The following is a 17,491-nucleotide window of genomic DNA, read 5'->3' as shown; positions in this document are numbered from 1 at the left end:
ATCGGCAAAAAATGGAATGAAATTTTTATATAATAGTTATTGGTAGAATCAGTCCTATGGGATTTTATCAAAATCCAGTTTAATTATTGAATAGTAGAGTTAACCCATCAATGATTTAGAAAGAAATATCATAGGGATATTGTAGCCAATACATGTGGAGTGTGTAAACTTTATTTCCAACTTAAAACTATGGGAGATACATCTTATAAGGGATCATTATAAATAGATTAATTATGAAAAATCATTAACTGGGCGTCAACTAATTTGGCGGCCTTTTTTCTATATACTTTGAGGGTGTTCTAGTATGCTGAATTCAATTTTGCTAAACACAGTTTAAAACAGTATTAGAGTATTCCAGTTATTATAAGGTTGCACTACATTTTAGGGAGCATTACAATTGATTTATCAAAATGGTAATGAATGGTGATCAAATGAGCAATTTTATCGAGAATCTAAAATTTTCCTTACATAAAGGGTTTATTGACCAACAGTATAATAAGCATGGGAATTATAAGCCGAAGTTATTAGTGAATAATACCAAAAAAGGCGAGAATGTATTAAATACCTTACTTGATGAATTAGATAACTGTAACTCATTTATTTTTTCAGTAGCCTTTATTACGGAAAGCGGCCTGGCAACTCTTAAATCCCATTTTCTTGACCTTAAACGAAAAGGGGTAAAAGGTCGTATTTTAACCTCAACCTTTTTAAATTTTAATCAACCAAAAGTTTTTAAGGAATTAATGAAAATTGAAAATGTTGAAGTTAGGACGACGAATTTAGAAGGATTCCATTCAAAAGGATATATTTTTAACCAAAATAACCATTATTCTTTAATTGTTGGGAGTTCCAATTTAACAGCCCATGCATTAAAAGTGAATTATGAATGGAACGTTAAATTGACATCACATGAAAACGGGGAAATTGTTAATCATTTTAAGGCTCAATTTGAAGACGTTTGGAACGATGCTCTTCCTTTAAATGAAGAATGGATTGAAGTGTACGAGAAGAGGTATACACCTCTTGTTAACCGGAAAGCTTTAGATCAGGTTGTTGAATTACCGTCCCAATATAATATTAATTCGATCGAAGAGACATTGAAGATTAAGCCCAATAAAATGCAAGAGGCTGCATTGCAAGGAATCCAGGCGATTCGTGATGCTGGAGCAAAAAGGGGATTAATAATATCGGCAACTGGAACTGGAAAAACATATTTGTCTGCATTTGATGTGAGAAGGTTCAGCCCAAAACGGATGCTATTTGTTGTGCATAGAGAGCAAATACTGCAAAAGGCTAAAGAAGATTTTAAAAAGATACTTGGTGGAATAGATGAGGATTTTGGCATACTGTCGGGTACTAGTAAACAGACAAATGCGAAATATTTATTTGCCACAATTCAATCCATTTCGAAGGAAGAAACTTTGGCTCAATATGATTCGAAAGAATTTGATTATATTTTAATTGATGAAGTACATAAAGCTGGTGCTCAATCCTATCAGAAGGTTATTGATTATTTTAATCCAGACTTTTTAATGGGAATGACTGCTACACCAGAACGGACGGATGATTTTAATATCTTTGAGCTTTTTGATTATAACATCGCTTATGAAATCCGTTTGCAAGAGGCTCTGGAAGAAGATATGTTATGTCCTTTTCATTATTTTGGAGTTACAGACCTTGAATATAATGGTGAGATGATTGATGAAACAGCTGTATTAGCAAAGCTTGTTACTGAAGAACGCGTAAATCATATTCTTGAAAAAATCGATTACTATGGCTTTTCAGGAGAAAAAGTGAAAGGGTTAATGTTCTGTAGTAGGAAAGAGGAGGCAATAAAACTAGCTAATGCTTTCAATGAGAAAGGACTGCGAACAGTTGCCTTAGTAGGGGAACACAATCAGGATGAACGGGAACGTCGTGTAAAGCAGCTAGAAGAGGGCTTGTTAGATTATATCATTACGGTGGATATTTTTAATGAAGGGATCGACATTCCTAGTGTCAATCAGGTAGTCATGCTAAGACAAACCCAATCCAGTATCATTTTTATTCAGCAACTAGGTCGTGGGCTTCGTAAACATTCAACAAAGGACTTTGTAACAATCATTGATTTTATCGGGAATTATAAAAATAACTATTTAATACCTATTGCATTATCTGGGGATAAATCACAGAACAAGGATAATATCCGTCGCTATATAAAGGATACCAGCTATATTAAAGGTGTTTCTACGATTAATTTTGAGGAAATTGCCAAAAAGCAGATTTTTAAAGCGATCAACAACAGTAATTTAACAGCGTTAAAGGTTTTAAAAGAAGCATTTGTTGAGTTGAAAAATCGAATTGGCAGAACTCCTTATTTATATGATTTTGTAACGAACCATTCCATTGACCCTGAAGTAATAGTCGATAAGTACACTAACTATTATCAATTTTTATTAAAGCTAAAGGAAGAAATACCGTTATTGACGAAGTATCAAAACAGTGTTTTGACTATGCTTTCTACGGAAATCTTAAATGGCAAAAGGAAACATGAGATTATTCTATTAGACCTTCTTTTTAAACAAGAAACAGTAAAATATGATGATTTTATAGAGAATTTAATTCATTTAAATTGTCCTGTTGATGAAGAGACCCTTTCTTCAGTTTTGCGCGTCTTTAGCTTGGAATTTTTCACGCAAAGTTATAAAGAAAAGTATGGGGATCAGCCAATTATTATTTTAAAAGATGATGGTACCTTTGCATTTAATAGTCTGGTTCGAGAGAGTTTACTGGATAATCCATTTTTTAACTTTTTAGTAACAGATGTCATAAAAAGTGCCAAGGAAAAATCTAAGTTATACGATTCTGAAGAACCACTAACGCTTTATCAGAAGTATTCAAGAAAAGATGCATGTAAGTTCTTGAATTGGACTAACGATGAGAGTTCTACCGTTTATGGCTATAAAACAAAACACGGCACTTGTCCAATTTTTGTGACCTATCACAAAGATGAAGATGTTGAATCTAGTATAGACTATGCCGAAGAATTCCTAAGTCCTGAGGTCCTTAAGTGGTCAACAAGAAGTAACAGAACGTTAGAATCCCAAGAAGTGAAAACAATTATTGAATCCGAAGAAAGAGGGATCGACCTTCATATTTTTGTAAAGAAAGATGATGATGAAGGAACTGATTTTTATTATCTAGGAAAAGCTGCCCCTGACAAAAATAATATCGAACAGGCAATGATGGAAGACGGTAAGGGGAAGAAACTGCCAGTTGTTCATATGAACTTGGTAATGGAAAATCCAATTGAAAATAAACTTTACAACTACATCATTAATGGTACGAATCACTAAAAGTATAGTCTTCTCATAACGAGAAGACTATTTTTCTTGGATTAATTGTTCCACCGCAGGAATGTCAGCCGGAGCCCATTTTAGCGAATCTAAATTATCTCTTTTTAACCAAACTAGTTTGGAGTGTTCACTCTTTGTAGGAGTTCCCTCGACCACTCTGCATTTAATGGAAATGAGGTTTATGATAAACGTTTCGTACTCATGGGTATTGTCATGAAATACTTCATTAAACGTCTCAATTTTGCAACCTAATTCTTCTAATATTTCTCTTTCTAAGGCAGAATAAATATCCTCATTTGCTTCCACTTTCCCACCTGGGAATTCCCATCGATTAGGAATTGACATCTCGGGTGACCTAAGAGCACAGAGAATTTCTTGTTGTTCGTTTTCGATAATGGCTGCTACCACTTTTACTAGCTTTTTCAAAGGTGATCCTCCCTTAAATTTTTCATATTCATAATGATATCATTTTTTTGGGGGATAGTATAAAAAAGAAAAAGCTGCAGGGCTCTGTAGCTGGTTAGCACTTCTTGTTACCTGTTTTAAACTAGTACATAAAACCTTTCACAAAGGAAGATTCAACTGCCACGATACGCCAAACCGATCATTTATCCAGCCAAACCGCTGACTGAAACCATAGTTACCTATTGGCATAAGTGCTTGTCCGCCCTCGATTAGTTTCTGATAAAGGTTATTAAGTTCTTGTTCCGTATCACAATTTACAAAAATGGAGAATGAAGGAGTGAAGGTAAACTGATGCTTTAAATTACTGTCAATGCACATAAACTCTTGCCCTTTTATGGAAAAGGTAGCCTGCATTACCGTTCCTTCGTCTCCTGTTTCATTTGCACCGTAACGAACAATACTTGTAATTTCTGAATCGTCAATGATTGATATGTAATGATTCATCGCTTCTTCTGCTTTACCATCTTGAAACATTAAGAATGGTGTCACTTTTCCCATTAACCATCATCTCCTTTATTGATTTACTTTAATAATGACATTACATAGAAAATAGTTCAATCCGCTTCATCTTTCTTCTCAAACAAACAGTCGAACGTTAAAAATATAGAATCAATCCCTGCAGTTAGATTAAAATTCTAACCCCATTAGGATCCACTAGATCTTCAGCGAAGCTGTCATTAAAAACAGCTTCTTTGATTGTCACCACATCCCCAACTACTGATTTAATAGTGTGAACCGGATGACCAAACAAAAGGGAAAGATCCTTTTCTAGCCCTGTGCTTTTTGTTGTCAGCAGTAATTCTTGAATGTTAATCGGTGCCGTCAAAGAGTCAACTGCATCTTTGTTGGTTTGAAGCTCAATCCGAAAATGGTAAGGCGTTGCAATAAAGGTCCTTCGTTCTCCTTGATCGACAACCCAATTCATTTTAGCAGCATTTTCACAGATCTCGCTTTGCTCTGTTTTTGAAACTAAAAAACCAATATGGTCAAAGGAAATTCTCTTTCCGTATCCAAACGTAATATTGATCGCCCCTTTCCTTGCCTCAATAATTCGAAAAAGAATCTTTTTCTCGCGAAAATCATCCCACTTTAAGGGAGGATTAAACGTCTGGAAGTCGCCTTGGTATTTTCCTATCCGTTGGGAGATACGAAAGCCGTGATCTACGTAAAATTTTTCGGTTTCTTCTACAAATGGAGTCCAAAAGTGATAATGAAAAAGCACACAATCCACCTCTTTAAAAAGCCTATTATTGTATGAATTCCACACATTATTAGTATTTCCTTCCTAATTGACCAAACTAGTTTGGTGTGTTCACTCTTTGTAGGAGTTCCTTCGACCACTCTGCATTTATTGGAGATGGGGTTTATTAAAAGGATGTTTCAATTGAAAATAGAATAAGCGTGTTTTAATCATTTTTCAAAACACGCTTTTTGCACTTTTATTAAGGTTCTTTAAGTTATTGATCTAGCTCCAAAGGCAAAAAAGCATAATCTCCGTCCCTGACAATCTCACCATGACGAACTGGAATAGGATGTTTAAAAATGGGCCCGTCAATTACTGTGGTATGGAACTCTCCACCTTCTCCGCAGGGGTCAATACCACGGGCTTCAAGCTCTTTCACGTATTCATGCGTTAACGTTCGCCCTAAATCGTCCTCTAGCATTCCAAGTGATAAATTAACAGTTACAATAACCGTTACAAATCCTAGATCTATGAACTCTTCGACAGCTGCACGATGGTTCATTTCCCATAAGGGCATCCCAAGCTTTAATCCAACATAGTTAGTCACCTTTTCATTCCAACTGCCATGACCAGGCATATCCAAGTCTCCAGTAACTAACACTTCTGCTCCTTGATTTTTAGCCTCTTCCAAAAGACGTATAAATACTTTTTCATAATCTGTCCAACTTGCAGCAGCAGAATAAATAGGCAAACCTATAGAACTAGCTTGGGCACGTATGAGTTCCGGAGGCATTCCATGGGATCTAGAACGTTTGCCTTCTTCCTCCATCATGACGATTAGTCCAACCGCTTCTCCAACCTTCATTGCCTTAAATAGAGCTAAAGTACTATCCTTTCCGCCGCTAAAAGAAGCTATAAATCTATGCCCGTGAACACTATTTTTCCAATCCATTAATTCTACCATTCTTATCTTTCTCCTTTATTTTCATGACTATGTCACTATTCCTTTTTCTATGTAAAAACTAATTACTGGACAGTTGGATGCCGCGCCAGCTGCTTACCTCGCATTGGCCATATTCATTATCACCCACAGCCATTACCGTACCATCTGATTTAAGTCCTACTGCATGACGACGGCCTGCTGCTATGGTCTCTTGAGGCCGACGTTTTGCCTGTAATACCGCTTCTTTCGGTGAAATGTAATCCATGTTTTACCTCCTCTTAAAAAAACCTTGCAGTCAAATGACAATAAACAGCTGCCACGAAAAACACAGCCACAACTCCGAAGAACCGTGCATGACCTTGAAATAACCCTCCTGCCATCCCGCTATTTTCGATATGCGTGAGTGGGATTCCCCACAATGTAAATGTTCCATTGATCGCAATGTAGGAACGAATGAGATATTTAGACAGCTGGTCCATCACAATAACGAGGAATGCAATAACATAAAATCGCATATAATAGTCCTTCTCTCTTGCCGCATAACTTGCATCCTAATCATCATTATAATTGGAAGTTTTTTTCTATTCTATTATGAATCTCACCTTTTTAAGCGAAAAACTTTCGATTGTCCACTTAATGAACGACCATAGTGGACATTTTATTAAAATCAAACCTCATTGTCATTGGATGGGCAAGGTTTTTATTATTTAGGGTACTTAAGATTGACTGAGTAACAGATAACTTGTCTGGGAGAATGATTGCTGTCTTTTCCGCTTCTTACCTATAAGTATCGTAACAAAAGAATTTACAGGCAAAAGTTCGAAGGATATTCTGTACACGAAGCATTCCAAATGGTACAATATACCTATAAAATGCAAGCGAAATGAATTTAGTTCCTAGAACTCCATTGCTTTAACAGTGGAGATTGTCGTCGCGGCAAAAAAATGATAATTCTGAAAAAAAGTCCAATAAAGCTGATAAACCTTGTCCTGCAAGGTTTTTTTATTTGCAAAAAAGTATAGTTGAAGGAATATTTTAAAGGCAATACGATAAGTTACGACAATGGTTCATGGTTTTGAAAGCCAAGTGGATGAAAACGGCAAGTAAGGACTTCAAAAAAATTTTCTGATATTTTGTAACCGCTTGCAGAATCTAAGGAAACCTTTGTCCGAAAAAATAATCAGAATCATGGATTCTGCCGTTCAAAAAGGAGGAGATACGATTTCTGCCATTTGACATGAGGTTAAGAAGGGAAAGGACAGAACGGAATGAAATAGACGCTTGTCCTTTCAAGAAGGAAGTTGAGAAACCAAAACCTTTTCTAAGGGGGAGACCTTCATCAGGATCTGCTTCAACCCTTGTCAAAAAATTCGAGGAGTGAAACGTACAGTGGGGAAAAACAAAAACAAAACCAGAATCGCCTCCGTTGTCACAACGGTAGGCCTCATCTTTTCCAGTCTGCCCTATGCGGCGGCTGACACGACGGTCCCGTACAATGTGCTGGCCCATACTGATTTTGAAAATGGTGACCTATGGGGATTTTCAACATCCGGTGCAACGGTTTCGATTAACAAAGACAATGTAGCGGGCAATAGTTCAGCCAAGCTTGAATACAAAATTGTCGATCAAAAAGGGGGCCGTGTAGCCACCAAAAATTTTGATACGGCGGTAAAAGGCAGCGAGGTCCGTGTCAGCTTCGACTGGTATCCGGGCAAGATCAATGATAAAGGCGGCAACCCTTACGAAAACGGCGGAGAATTTCGATTGATCGACAGCGCCGGCAATATTGTTTTTACCATCAACAATACCCGTAATGAGGTCTTGAACTATTTTGCTAAAGGACAAGAAACAGTCAAAACAAGCATTAGCAATATGGAAGCATGGTATCATTTTGACATTCAATTTGATAACCGAAACAATACTGTCACCTTAAATATGAAAGACGACAATGGGGCCAGTTTAAGTGAACATACCTTTTCATTAGATGGCTCGGGCTTTGATGGTTCGCTTGCCTCGCTAAAATTGGTCGGGATCCGAACATCCGGAAATAATGAGACATGGGATACATACCTTGATAATTTTGAGGTTTCCAATGTGCCAGTTGCAGATAATGTCCTCTATCTGGTAGATAAACTAGCCTACCACCGCGTGTATGTCGACCAAACAACTACGGACATCTCCTCCATTGGACTGCCAAAAACAGTTGGCGTGACACTTGCGGATAATAGTAAAAAAGAAGTGTCGGTCAGCAAGTGGGAAAACGTTGGAGACAACGCCTGGGATCCTAGCAAACCGGGAGTCTATGAGTTTAAAGGCACCCTTGCTGCAACAGACGGGATCGTGAACAGCTTTAACAAAACGGCGAAAATCTATGTCTATAACCGCCTGTCTCCGCAAGAAACAGACAGACAAACAGAGTTTCTTGATAGGGGTGCCATTGCCCTTAAATCCGATCAAGGAAACTTTGTCAGCTGGCGTTTGCTTGCCGATGAGTATGAGAAAGATGTGAAATTTAATATTTATCGCAATGGAGACAAATTAAATAAGGAACCATTAGAGGTGACAAACTACAGTGATGCAGCAGGTGCTTCAGGTGATACGTATACCGTGGAAACACTGGTGAATGGCAAATCGACAGAGAAAAACGAGGTCCAAGCTGCTGACCAGGATTATTTGTCGATTCCAATGCAAAAGCCTGAGGGCGGGGTTACTCCTGATGGGCAATCCTATACCTACTCCGTGAATGATTCCGGTGTAGGCGACCTGGATGGTGACGGCCAATATGAGGTCATCGTCAAATGGTATCCATCCAACGCGATTGACAGTTCCTTTACCGGTTATACGGGCCCAACCATTTTTGATGCCTATAAATTGGATGGAACGCTTCTATGGCGGATGGATATGGGGCATAATCTGACATCCGGTGCCCACTACAATCAATTTGTGATTTCCGATTTTGACGGCGATGGCAAAGATGAATTTATGATTAAAACAGCGGATGGAACCAAAACCTACGGTGCGACAGATGGAAAGGTTGACGGAAGTAAGGTCATCAGTGAAATCGGCCATCCTGCCGATGACGGAAAATATGTCGGTACCCACGGCCATGTCGTGGGCGGCCCTGAATATATGTCCGTTTTCAATGGGGAAACCGGGAAGGTGATTGACACCATCGATTATGCGTTCCCAGTTGGCGAGGAAGATGGCGGTGCTTCGTGGGGCGACACTTGGTATAACCGTTCCGACCGGTTCCTGTCTGGATTGGCCTACTTGGATGGCAAAAAACCAAGCGCCATCTTTGGAAGAGGCTATTATGAACGGACAACCTTTGCTGCCTATACGCTGGAAAATGGCAAGCTCAAGGAACAATGGACGTTTGATTCTGATCAAGCAGGCAAAGGAGCAGGATTAGGCTTCCATAACTTGTCCGTTGGAGATGTCGATAATGATGGCTGCGATGAAATTGTGGCGGGCTCGTTGACACTCGATCAAGATGGAAGCATTCTCTATGCCATGGATGGAGAAATGGGACGTGAACAGGGCTCCCATGGTGATGCTCAGCATTTAGGGGCGTTTGATCCGGATCGTGAAGGTCTTAGCGCCATGGAAGTGCATGAAATTCCGGCCGTTGCTTCAGAAGAATTGCATGATGCGGCAACAGGGGAAACCTTAATGTCCTTTTATGCTTATACGGATGCAGGCCGTGGATTAGCGGCCAACATTACCTCCAGCCCAGGCTATGAGTTTTGGGGAGCGGCTGGTTCTACGGTTGATACCGGCGGCGGAGTGTATAATGTTCAAGGGAATGTAGAATTATCGAAGAAGCCAGCTGGGCTTTCGACTAACTTTGCCCTATATTGGGACGGCGACCTGTTGAATGAATTATTGGATGATACCTCCATCACCAAATATAATGAATCAACCGGGAATGTGGATCTTCTCAATCAATTTGCCGGGGTTCATAGCAATAATGGCACAAAGGCGACGCCGACGCTGCAGGCAGATATTCTTGGAGACTGGCGCGAAGAGGTGCTCTTGCCGACGACAGACGATACAGAGCTGAGAATCTTTAGTACGACGATTTCTACACCATACAGACTGTTTACACTCATGCAGGATCCACTTTATCGAAACGGGATCGGCTTCCAGAACAGCGCCTACAATCAGCCGCCGCATCTGGGATTCTACCTTGGGGAAGATATCAAGGATACGGTCCTTAATGGAAAATTACCGGCACCAGGCGTTGATTATACAGCTAATCTTCAAGCCATGAAACATACCGTAGGTCTTGAGCTGGATAGTCCAGTATACTCCGTATTAAGAAATAATCTCGATCAGGCACAGCATAAGTTAGAGAGTGGAAAACCTTCCCAGGCAGCCAAGCACATGGATGATTTTGTGAAGCATCTCAGCAGAGAAGTGAATGTGAATGAGGATCTAAAGACAAAATTAATCGCGGATGCTAATCAATTAATCAAGGTCTGGAAGGGCCAGGCTTCAAAATAACCCGACTTCAATCAAAAGAGGTTGTCCGAATTTCGGACAACCTCTTTTTTTCAAACTTAGATTTGCTGAGGCAGCATCCCTTTTTGAATAATCGACTCCGAAACGGCGGAAATTTTCCCAAAATAGTTGGCTTCAGAATCATGGGGATCCCTTTTGGCTTTACAGAGCAGCGTTTCGACATCACGATAAATCGTCCGTGTCGTAACCTCAAACGTCTTTGCCAGTTCTGTTGCCGAGACCAATTCCCTCTTTAATAAAATCATAATGATACTATTAATCGTTCGATTTTCATACATATCTCCAAATATATGACAGACAGCTGTCAGGGTTTGATGGCCAATGGATGCGGTTGTGGAATTAGCCGTTCCTGTGAAAGTGAAATAGCGGGTAAACGACCTTAAAGATTACTAACGGTGACCCTTTCAGACAGCCAAACAGGCCACACCTTCATCGTGCATGTCCAAACCATTTTTCTCTTAGGGCATATCCATATAAGAGGAGGAATTCCAGGAGGTGGAGACATTGACACGAAGAAGGAAAAGCCCGTTTTCCTTTTGTATTTTTCCCGGCTACAGATGGTGCGGCCCAGGCTGCAGCGGTCCAGGGCGTCCTATTAATGAAGTAGACGGCTGCTGCTACTATCACGACCGCTGCCTTAGTCAGGGAAACTCGCCATGCTATTGTGATCGGCAGTTTATGCATTGCCTGCGGTCCAAAATCAATCCCCGCACTCAAAAAGGCAGACAGGCGCACCTGATGTACCAGTTCATGAAGCTCAAAACATCGGTTGGCTGCCCGCCATCACCCAGAAGGTTTTAAGTGGATCACTTCTTATAAAAATAAATCACAATGTAAAAATAGCGCTCAGAGACTCCTGCCTCTGAGCCGAACTTTTTGAACGATGATTTCCCCGGCCCAAACTGGCGTCCTGAGAAACACCTAGATTTAATTGTCTTTGCATTTTAAGAAATTATATAATAAGAAGAAAATCTATTCGGGGCAAAGAATAGAATCAATGTCATTAAAGGTGGAAACAGGAAGAATGCTGCAAAAAAATTTATTCGAACAACTTAGTCCATTTCACTGTTTATTCGAAAATCATCCTGACGGGATAAGTATAGTAGATAGGGAAGGCCATTTTATATATGTCAATAACTCTATAGTCACAATGCTAGGCTATGCACCAAAAGAGCTTTCACAAATGTCACTGGATCAACTATTGAATTCTTCAGGCCAACCAATCAAAAGCTGTTCTCAACTGGCAATACAGCATAAAAGCGGTTGTCCAGTCTATGTTGAATTGACGAGTATTCCGCTTAAAAGTGACGGGCAAGAGATTGGAAGTCTCATCAGGTTTGAACCTATTCCGCAGCCAGTGGAACAAAGCAAGGAGTTCACGGATGCGCTGGAAATGTTCTCGTTTATTTCAGAGAAATCCCAAAACATCCTTTCCTCCATTTCAGCTGATGGCGTATTCACGTATATTTCCCCAACTGTGCACGCATTACTTGGCTATCATCCAGAAGAGGTAATCGGGAAACCAGCAGCATCCTTTAACCACCCGGAAACCAATAAAGATTTTCTAACACATCGCCACTCGTTGTTTATTGATCAAGACACGGTGCGATTTACCGGCCGTGTCCGGCATAAAAATGGCGAGTATCGCTGGTATGAGACGACAGCTGAGTATATCCGCGATCAATCAGGAAAAATTATCCAAACCATTTGCGTCGGACGTGATATAACAGACAGTAAAGCAGCACAGGAGACCATTGCTTATCTTGCTTACCATGACAGCGTAACGGATCTGCCAAATAGGCGTTTGTTTAAGCAGCACGTGAGTCAGGTTTTAACGGAATCTAAAAAAGAAATTCACAGTCTGATGGTACTGGATTTGGATGGGTTTAAATACGTCAACGATACATATGGACATGACATGGGCGATATGCTTCTTATTGAGGTGGCCAAAAGGTTAACCGCTGCCGCTGGAGATAAGCGGTTTGTGGCCCGTTGGGGTGGAGATGAGTTCACGATTTTTCAAACGAATATCCAAGATAGGTCTGATGTGGATTTCTTGATGGAGCGGATCCAGGATGTACTCTCTGAACCAATAAGCATTGCAGGCAAAACACTTTTTATTTCTGCCAGTATAGGAGTCTCGTATGCTCCCGAAGAGGGGGACACGGTAGAGTCGCTGATAAAACATGCTGATGCTGCGATGTATCGTGTTAAAAAACAAGGGAAAAAAAGCTTTGACGTGTAGAGCAGTTCTGAAAGTAATAGCAATTGGGAGGTGGTAAGAATGAAGGTTAAACGAATTGTTGGGACATGATCTTGAGCCAGCTAGAGATTTTGAACCAAACATCATAATTGGGGACTCTGTCCCCAAACCCCTGAAGTTTATCGCTTTTATTTTCCCTAAAACAGACACAAAAAACGGACAGTATAAATACGTCCGTTTTAGGGTAAAAACCATAGAACCGCTCGGGTTGCACTTCTGCATTGCCCTATCCTGTTTTATGGTAAAAGCCAATATTAGTTTTGACAGATGATGTTTTTTTATACCTATTATTTCTTGCCTTGCGAAGATTGTCAGATTTTACTTACACAAGATTTTACGCAGACCTGACATCTTATCAAAACTATAATATGGGGCATTCTCAAAGATGGATCGTCTTTCTGCGGTCCTTTTTGTTTGAGTTAGCAAAATGGTTACAAGTCAATCAAGACCTTCAATAGAATTTCAACAATATTATTTAGAAACAAATGTATTTCTCGTAATTATGCTTATATTTTTTTACTCTGCATGTTTAAAGTTTTTGTCTTCTTTACTTTGCAATGGGGCTACGCCGTATTGTGTAATTTCCTTACTCTTTGAGTTATAATCATACTTGTAATAATAGATCACATTTTTTTCATCATTAAATTTTACCTGAATGGCGTAAGGTCCTCCCATTTTACTAGCCCCAGCTGCGTGATATTCCACATCTACGCTAAATTCATTTTCCTTATATCCTTCAGATACTAAGTGGTTCACCACTTTTTGTTTAACAGACTTCTCTAATTCAGGCTTTTGGTTAAACAGGCTGCATCCTGTTGCTGAAACACTGATAACTAAAAACAATAATAGAAAAAATGCTTTTTTCGTTATAATTCTCATCCTGTTCTCCTTTATTTTCCAGACTCTCGTTATAATAGTAACCTTAATGTTTGTTTTTTTTTATCGGTCTTGAGTCTTAGTTGACCTGCCACTACAAATGTAAATTTTAGTTTCTGGGTATTTAAGGCTGCTACCAAATACTTTATCTTTGAAGGTACGTATGATTAATTTATGGAAAGCCTAAAACAGATAACAACAACCAAAATACCTTGATTGTGAAGGAATGCATTTTAACACAATGTCGATAAGTAGGAAGTGGGGATTTTTTTGAATACAACAGAATCACAGTTTGATAAAGTTGCAGAAGAATACGACTTCGTGAACGCACTTTTAAATGATTACTCATTCTTTGTGTCTAATATGTCTCCAGAGAAAGGCAGGGCATTAGAAAGTTATTATGATGAAGTTGTGGGGATTGTCTGGACAAAATAACTTAAAGCTGTGGCTTTGAAATAATGAATTTGTGATTACTCTTACTTAAGTGTAAGAGTGTTGTTTATAATAGAGATTTTTTACGTAGAATATCCTATAAACAACCAAATCCTTATTAATAATAATGCCTCATATTGATACGGCTTCTTTAACTACGGTTGCAAGAGCCTTAGATGGAATCGCTGCGGCGGTCTATTTTTGTTATGGAGCTAACGAAGCAGAATAGTTAAAAAAGGAAAGAATTGGACAAATGATTAGATTTTCAAAGACTTATTAATGTTTTAAAATGAATTCATAAAATGCACAAAGCTACAAAATAGGAGCAGTATACGCAATCCGCATATGAAGAAATAATAGCATTTCTGGATAATGCACCTTCATTGCCGTTAACTGAAGACTTACAATTATTCTTAATGGAAAACACAAAACATGTTAACACAGAAAATATTCGTGACTTGATAGAGAATACAAAGCAATCTATTGAAAATCCTGATAAATTCTTGTCAGAAAACAAGGAAGTTATCGACCGATACTTGGCGTACAGGCAGTCCGAAGAATACAAAAATTCACCCATTTATAAGATCCAAACAATTCTTAAAGTGTTTAATAATACAAGTGGTTATTATGATGTATTCATTCCTGCAATGAAAAAATTAAGTGTTTCTTATTCGGAGTATTGTATGCAGATAGAGTTAGCAAACGAGAAATTATTGTTACACTATCCAGAAATAAATAAATTGAACAACTGCTTTAACCAATAACGAAGGATCACCATTTTTATAGAACAACCGGGGCAGGATAGTTTAATAATTGATACGCAAAATGGTGAACACTGGGGATGAGGGTGATTGGTATCAAGAACCTCCAATGGCATCAACACACGATGTTGATTATCCGAATTTTCTTTGAGAATCCGGGTCGGCAGCCTATATAGTAGTTACGCCTTATTGAACCACTGGTGGGTTATCCCTCTTGTGGATTAACACGTTAACTTCCCTTATTATCGTATAAGTCCACATGGTCTACTTCAGGAACAATCAACAACTCTTTCGGTTCTTTGATTATATGCTCAAACGATGGCTTGTCATATATGAATATGCCACTTTTACAATATAGTAATGAAATTCGCAATGCGGTTCTCATGGTACATAGTGAAAAAGCTCATTCTTTATACTTTAGTCAAGACGCATTTAAAAAATTTACAGGTGAAAAAAACTGATGGTGATTTCAAATGCTCGTCATACAGATTTGTATGACAAGACGGATATTATACCATTTGAGGAAATTACAGAATTCTTCCAAAAAAATATAATTTAATAAGTTAAACAATTTGGTAATTAGAGTTGCCAAATACCGTTCTGAGAACTAACAAGAAAGACGGCAAATCTTAAGATTAGTTCAACTTGAAGAGGATGGGCAAAATACAAAAATAAGAGAACCATTCGCGGTTCTCTCGTAACGAATCATTCTCTTCTTCTGCCAATCCTTTAAGAGCGGCGGGCTGATCCTACATTATGTTGGCTCTTATTTAATACCGAAGCTCCCGGCAAATTGCATCGCCACTGCTTGAAGCTCCGCTAATTTTTCTGGCTTAATAATGCTGATCATCTTAGGGACAAACGCTGCAATATCAGCCTGTGTAAACGTACCTGCCTCTAGCTTTTTGAAGTTCTCAGCAAGAATCGCTCTTGCTTCCTCCTCCTTGCCCTCCTGAACTCTTTCTATAATAAAATTTAAAAACATTTCTTGACCTTGCTTGTCCATACCTATTGCCTCCTTGAAAAAATCAAAATAACTCGTGGATATTATAACACAATGCTGCTGCCTTAACCTCCCGGACGAGAGAGGAAAAGGGAAAATTCAAATCGTGAATAAGTTCCCACTTTTCTCATCAACTTAAAGACCTATACAAAAAATAGAAGAAGGTGTGTTATGGTGAAAAAGGGCTGCCGGTTATTCACCATTATTTCTTTAAGCATCGGATTATGGCTCATGTCATCTTGTAGTCCTTCAGAAGGAAAAGAGGAAAGCAAAAGGAAGGAAACCTCTCGTGAAGTTTTAGGCTTCTATACCGAACAAGAAGGAACGTTTCCAGGCTCCCAGCCGACCGTCGACTCATACTACACCAGTTTAAGCAGCATAGCCACCAGGCTTGGTTTGAAAATAGCTATAGTCTGAAGTTCAAGCTGAACCTTGTAGAAAAATATGACCTGCTGGGAATCGGGATTTGGCGTCTCGGCTTAGAAAACCCTGCATACTGGAAGGCCATACCCGAGAAAATAAAAGTGAACAAATAGTTTCACGATCCGATCATGGCCAAAGGGACTAGGGATCATCTGGAGACAGTATTCTTTTTAGGATTCTGTCTCCCTTTTTTGCATGGTTACGATTCGTGTTAACCTAATTTTATATAAATTGAAATAAATCATGTTCTGAATCGACTAACTTACTAAGTAGAAAAAAATTGGAGGGGAAATGGAGTTGATCAGCGGATGATTAGCAGCAAAATTTCTGAGTGGTTTTACTTATATAACAAAGATATCTACCATTTTTCTGAGAGGGATTAAAGAATTCTCCGTCTCTGAAACAGCCTCCATTTTAAACTGGAATGAGAATAAGGTTCGAATCACCTATCATCGTGCTTTAAAAAAACTACAAAAAAGTATGGGGGGATTTTTCTATGAATGACAATCAGAGATTTTATGATTTAGAGAGAAAAATTCGATCCTTGCCTGAACCTGATTATGATCAGAAGTATACGAAGGAAGTTCAAGATGCCATCCATGAAACCATTCTCCAATTTGCACGTTCATACGATCAAAAGAAAAAAAGAGCTGGTATAATGAAAAAGATTTCAGTCGGCTTAGCAAGTATCGCGGCTCTCCTGCTGTTTGCAATTATTACTTTTCCGATTCATGACGACAGCCCATCCCAATCTGGTTCAACTGAAGCAAGAAAGAAAAGTGAAGAACCGATTTCATCAGATAAAAATAGTAAGAACCCTGATACAGAGGATCATGATCAGAACAAACCGGATGAAAATATGGTATATGAAAATACAGAATATGGATTTACTTTCTCATTGCCAAAAAGCTGGGAGGGGTACCAAATTGTTTCGGATTCATGGGAAGGGGTTAGTGCTGACCAACAGCCGATGGAAAATGGACCGATCCTCTTAATTAGGCATCCTGATTGGACAGAAGATAACCCGAGACAAGATATTCCAATTATGGTTTTCACTATGGAACAATGGTCCTCCCTTCAAAACGAAGAATTTCATATTGGAGCAGCACCAATTGGACCAAAGATGCTGGGGCAAAATAAAGAATATGTTTTTGCGCTTCCAGCAAGATATAACTTTGCTTTTCTAGAAGGGTATGAAGAAGTAGAAAGTATTTTAAAAAACGAGCCGCTTCAACCAAGTAAAGAAGAGTAAGCTTCATTTCCAAATCAAGCAGTAGAGGTTA

16 protein-coding genes and 2 pseudogenes are annotated in these 17,491 nt (G+C 38.9%); 9 read left to right on the top strand and 9 right to left on the bottom strand.

Annotated features, from left to right (window positions below):
• Positions 1-431: 431 nt before the first annotated feature.
• On the top strand, positions 432-3,335 hold the full coding sequence (locus NFS43_RS07925) for a DEAD/DEAH box helicase (protein WP_251551116.1): 2,904 nt from the start codon (positions 432-434) through the stop codon (positions 3,333-3,335).
• 27 nt (positions 3,336-3,362) lie between these two features.
• Here the strand turns inward: NFS43_RS07925 and NFS43_RS07920 are convergent, their stop codons facing one another.
• The 6 genes from NFS43_RS07920 to NFS43_RS07895 all read right to left on the bottom strand — a co-directional run bounded on the left by NFS43_RS07920 (position 3,363) and on the right by NFS43_RS07895 (position 6,441).
• Positions 3,363-3,761 carry a (deoxy)nucleoside triphosphate pyrophosphohydrolase gene (locus tag NFS43_RS07920; protein WP_251551097.1) on the bottom strand — a complete coding sequence of 133 codons (399 nt, stop codon included), beginning with the start codon at positions 3,759-3,761 and terminating at the stop codon, positions 3,363-3,365.
• Positions 3,762-3,899: 138 nt separating this feature from the next.
• Positions 3,900-4,298 carry a VOC family protein gene (locus NFS43_RS07915; protein WP_251551096.1) on the bottom strand — a complete coding sequence of 133 codons (399 nt, stop codon included), beginning with the start codon at positions 4,296-4,298 and terminating at the stop codon, positions 3,900-3,902.
• Positions 4,299-4,422: 124 nt separating this feature from the next.
• Complete coding sequence (locus tag NFS43_RS07910) at positions 4,423-5,022, bottom strand: hypothetical protein (protein WP_251551095.1); 600 nt, start codon at positions 5,020-5,022, stop codon at positions 4,423-4,425.
• A 235-nt stretch (positions 5,023-5,257) separates the two neighbouring features.
• Positions 5,258-5,947 carry a Dph6-related ATP pyrophosphatase gene (locus NFS43_RS07905; RefSeq protein ID WP_251551094.1) on the bottom strand — a complete coding sequence of 230 codons (690 nt, stop codon included), beginning with the start codon at positions 5,945-5,947 and terminating at the stop codon, positions 5,258-5,260.
• Between the two features lie 58 nt (positions 5,948-6,005).
• The gene (locus tag NFS43_RS07900) at positions 6,006-6,191 is read right to left on the bottom strand and encodes an RCC1-like domain-containing protein (RefSeq protein ID WP_420910304.1); all 186 of its coding nucleotides are present in this window, start codon (positions 6,189-6,191) and stop codon (positions 6,006-6,008) included.
• A gap of 13 nt (positions 6,192-6,204) precedes the next feature.
• Complete coding sequence (locus NFS43_RS07895) at positions 6,205-6,441, bottom strand: signal peptidase II (RefSeq protein ID WP_251551093.1); 237 nt, start codon at positions 6,439-6,441, stop codon at positions 6,205-6,207.
• Positions 6,442-7,315: 874 nt separating this feature from the next.
• Between NFS43_RS07895 and NFS43_RS07890 the strand changes: the two genes are divergently transcribed.
• A complete protein-coding gene (locus NFS43_RS07890; protein WP_251551092.1) occupies positions 7,316-10,432 on the top strand; it encodes a rhamnogalacturonan lyase family protein in 3,117 nt (1,038 codons plus the stop codon).
• Positions 10,433-10,599: 167 nt separating this feature from the next.
• On the opposite strand, the pseudogene NFS43_RS07885 reads toward NFS43_RS07890, so the two are convergent.
• Positions 10,600-10,724: pseudogene (locus NFS43_RS07885) on the bottom strand (HTH domain-containing protein); the annotation flags it as partial.
• Positions 10,725-10,954: 230 nt separating this feature from the next.
• Here NFS43_RS07885 and NFS43_RS07880 point away from each other — a divergent pair.
• A complete protein-coding gene (locus NFS43_RS07880; RefSeq protein ID WP_251551091.1) occupies positions 10,955-11,251 on the top strand; it encodes a phospholipase in 297 nt (98 codons plus the stop codon).
• Between the two features lie 196 nt (positions 11,252-11,447).
• Entirely contained in the window at positions 11,448-12,695 is a 1,248-nt protein-coding gene (locus NFS43_RS07875; RefSeq protein WP_251551090.1) for a diguanylate cyclase domain-containing protein, read from the top strand.
• A 534-nt stretch (positions 12,696-13,229) separates the two neighbouring features.
• Here the strand turns inward: NFS43_RS07875 and NFS43_RS07870 are convergent.
• Positions 13,230-13,592 (bottom strand): DUF3139 domain-containing protein, encoded by a 363-nt coding sequence (locus NFS43_RS07870; protein ID WP_251551089.1) that lies wholly within the window; start codon positions 13,590-13,592, stop codon positions 13,230-13,232.
• A gap of 267 nt (positions 13,593-13,859) precedes the next feature.
• Here NFS43_RS07870 and NFS43_RS07865 point away from each other — a divergent pair.
• Positions 13,860-14,009 (top strand): annotated as a pseudogene (locus NFS43_RS07865) (class I SAM-dependent methyltransferase); the annotation flags it as partial.
• Positions 14,010-14,404: 395 nt separating this feature from the next.
• Entirely contained in the window at positions 14,405-14,785 is a 381-nt protein-coding gene (locus NFS43_RS07860) for a hypothetical protein (RefSeq protein WP_251551088.1), read from the top strand.
• A 763-nt stretch (positions 14,786-15,548) separates the two neighbouring features.
• Here the strand turns inward: NFS43_RS07860 and NFS43_RS07855 are convergent.
• The gene (locus tag NFS43_RS07855) at positions 15,549-15,788 is read right to left on the bottom strand and encodes a hypothetical protein (protein ID WP_251551087.1); all 240 of its coding nucleotides are present in this window, start codon (positions 15,786-15,788) and stop codon (positions 15,549-15,551) included.
• A 168-nt stretch (positions 15,789-15,956) separates the two neighbouring features.
• On the opposite strand from NFS43_RS07855, the gene NFS43_RS07850 reads away from it, so the two are divergent.
• From NFS43_RS07850 to NFS43_RS07840, 3 genes are all read left to right on the top strand, one after another.
• Positions 15,957-16,202, top strand: a complete 246-nt coding sequence (locus tag NFS43_RS07850; protein WP_251551086.1) for a hypothetical protein — start codon at positions 15,957-15,959, stop codon at positions 16,200-16,202.
• A 333-nt stretch (positions 16,203-16,535) separates the two neighbouring features.
• Complete coding sequence (locus tag NFS43_RS07845) at positions 16,536-16,712, top strand: RNA polymerase sigma factor (RefSeq protein WP_420910306.1); 177 nt, start codon at positions 16,536-16,538, stop codon at positions 16,710-16,712.
• Positions 16,705-17,460, top strand: a complete 756-nt coding sequence (locus NFS43_RS07840; protein WP_251551085.1) for a hypothetical protein — start codon at positions 16,705-16,707, stop codon at positions 17,458-17,460. Before NFS43_RS07845 ends, NFS43_RS07840 begins: the two co-directional genes overlap by 8 nt.
• Positions 17,461-17,491: the final 31 nt, after the last annotated feature.

The sequence above is a fragment of the Neobacillus muris genome (genome assembly GCF_943193175.1).
GTDB lineage: Bacteria > Bacillota > Bacilli > Bacillales > Cytobacillaceae > Neobacillus > Neobacillus muris.
The sequence above is the reverse complement of the archived record's forward strand: the minus strand, read 5'-3'. Positions and strand labels throughout refer to the sequence as shown.

Excerpts from the sequence above, each read along its gene's own strand:
- NFS43_RS07925 (WP_251551116.1), top strand. The coding sequence starts at position 432 with ATGAGCAATTTTATCGAGAATCTAAAATTTTCCTTACATAAAGGGTTT.
- NFS43_RS07915 (WP_251551096.1), bottom strand. The coding sequence starts at position 4,298 with ATGGGAAAAGTGACACCATTCTTAATGTTTCAAGATGGTAAAGCAGAA.
- NFS43_RS07905 (WP_251551094.1), bottom strand. The coding sequence starts at position 5,947 with ATGGTAGAATTAATGGATTGGAAAAATAGTGTTCACGGGCATAGATTT.
- NFS43_RS07900 (WP_420910304.1), bottom strand. The coding sequence starts at position 6,191 with ATGGATTACATTTCACCGAAAGAAGCGGTATTACAGGCAAAACGTCGG.
- NFS43_RS07895 (WP_251551093.1), bottom strand. The coding sequence starts at position 6,441 with ATGCGATTTTATGTTATTGCATTCCTCGTTATTGTGATGGACCAGCTG.
- NFS43_RS07875 (WP_251551090.1), top strand. The coding sequence starts at position 11,448 with ATGTCATTAAAGGTGGAAACAGGAAGAATGCTGCAAAAAAATTTATTC.
- NFS43_RS07870 (WP_251551089.1), bottom strand. The coding sequence starts at position 13,592 with ATGAGAATTATAACGAAAAAAGCATTTTTTCTATTATTGTTTTTAGTT.
- NFS43_RS07855 (WP_251551087.1), bottom strand. The coding sequence starts at position 15,788 with ATGGACAAGCAAGGTCAAGAAATGTTTTTAAATTTTATTATAGAAAGA.
- NFS43_RS07850 (WP_251551086.1), top strand. The coding sequence starts at position 15,957 with ATGGTGAAAAAGGGCTGCCGGTTATTCACCATTATTTCTTTAAGCATC.
- NFS43_RS07840 (WP_251551085.1), top strand. The coding sequence starts at position 16,705 with ATGAATGACAATCAGAGATTTTATGATTTAGAGAGAAAAATTCGATCC.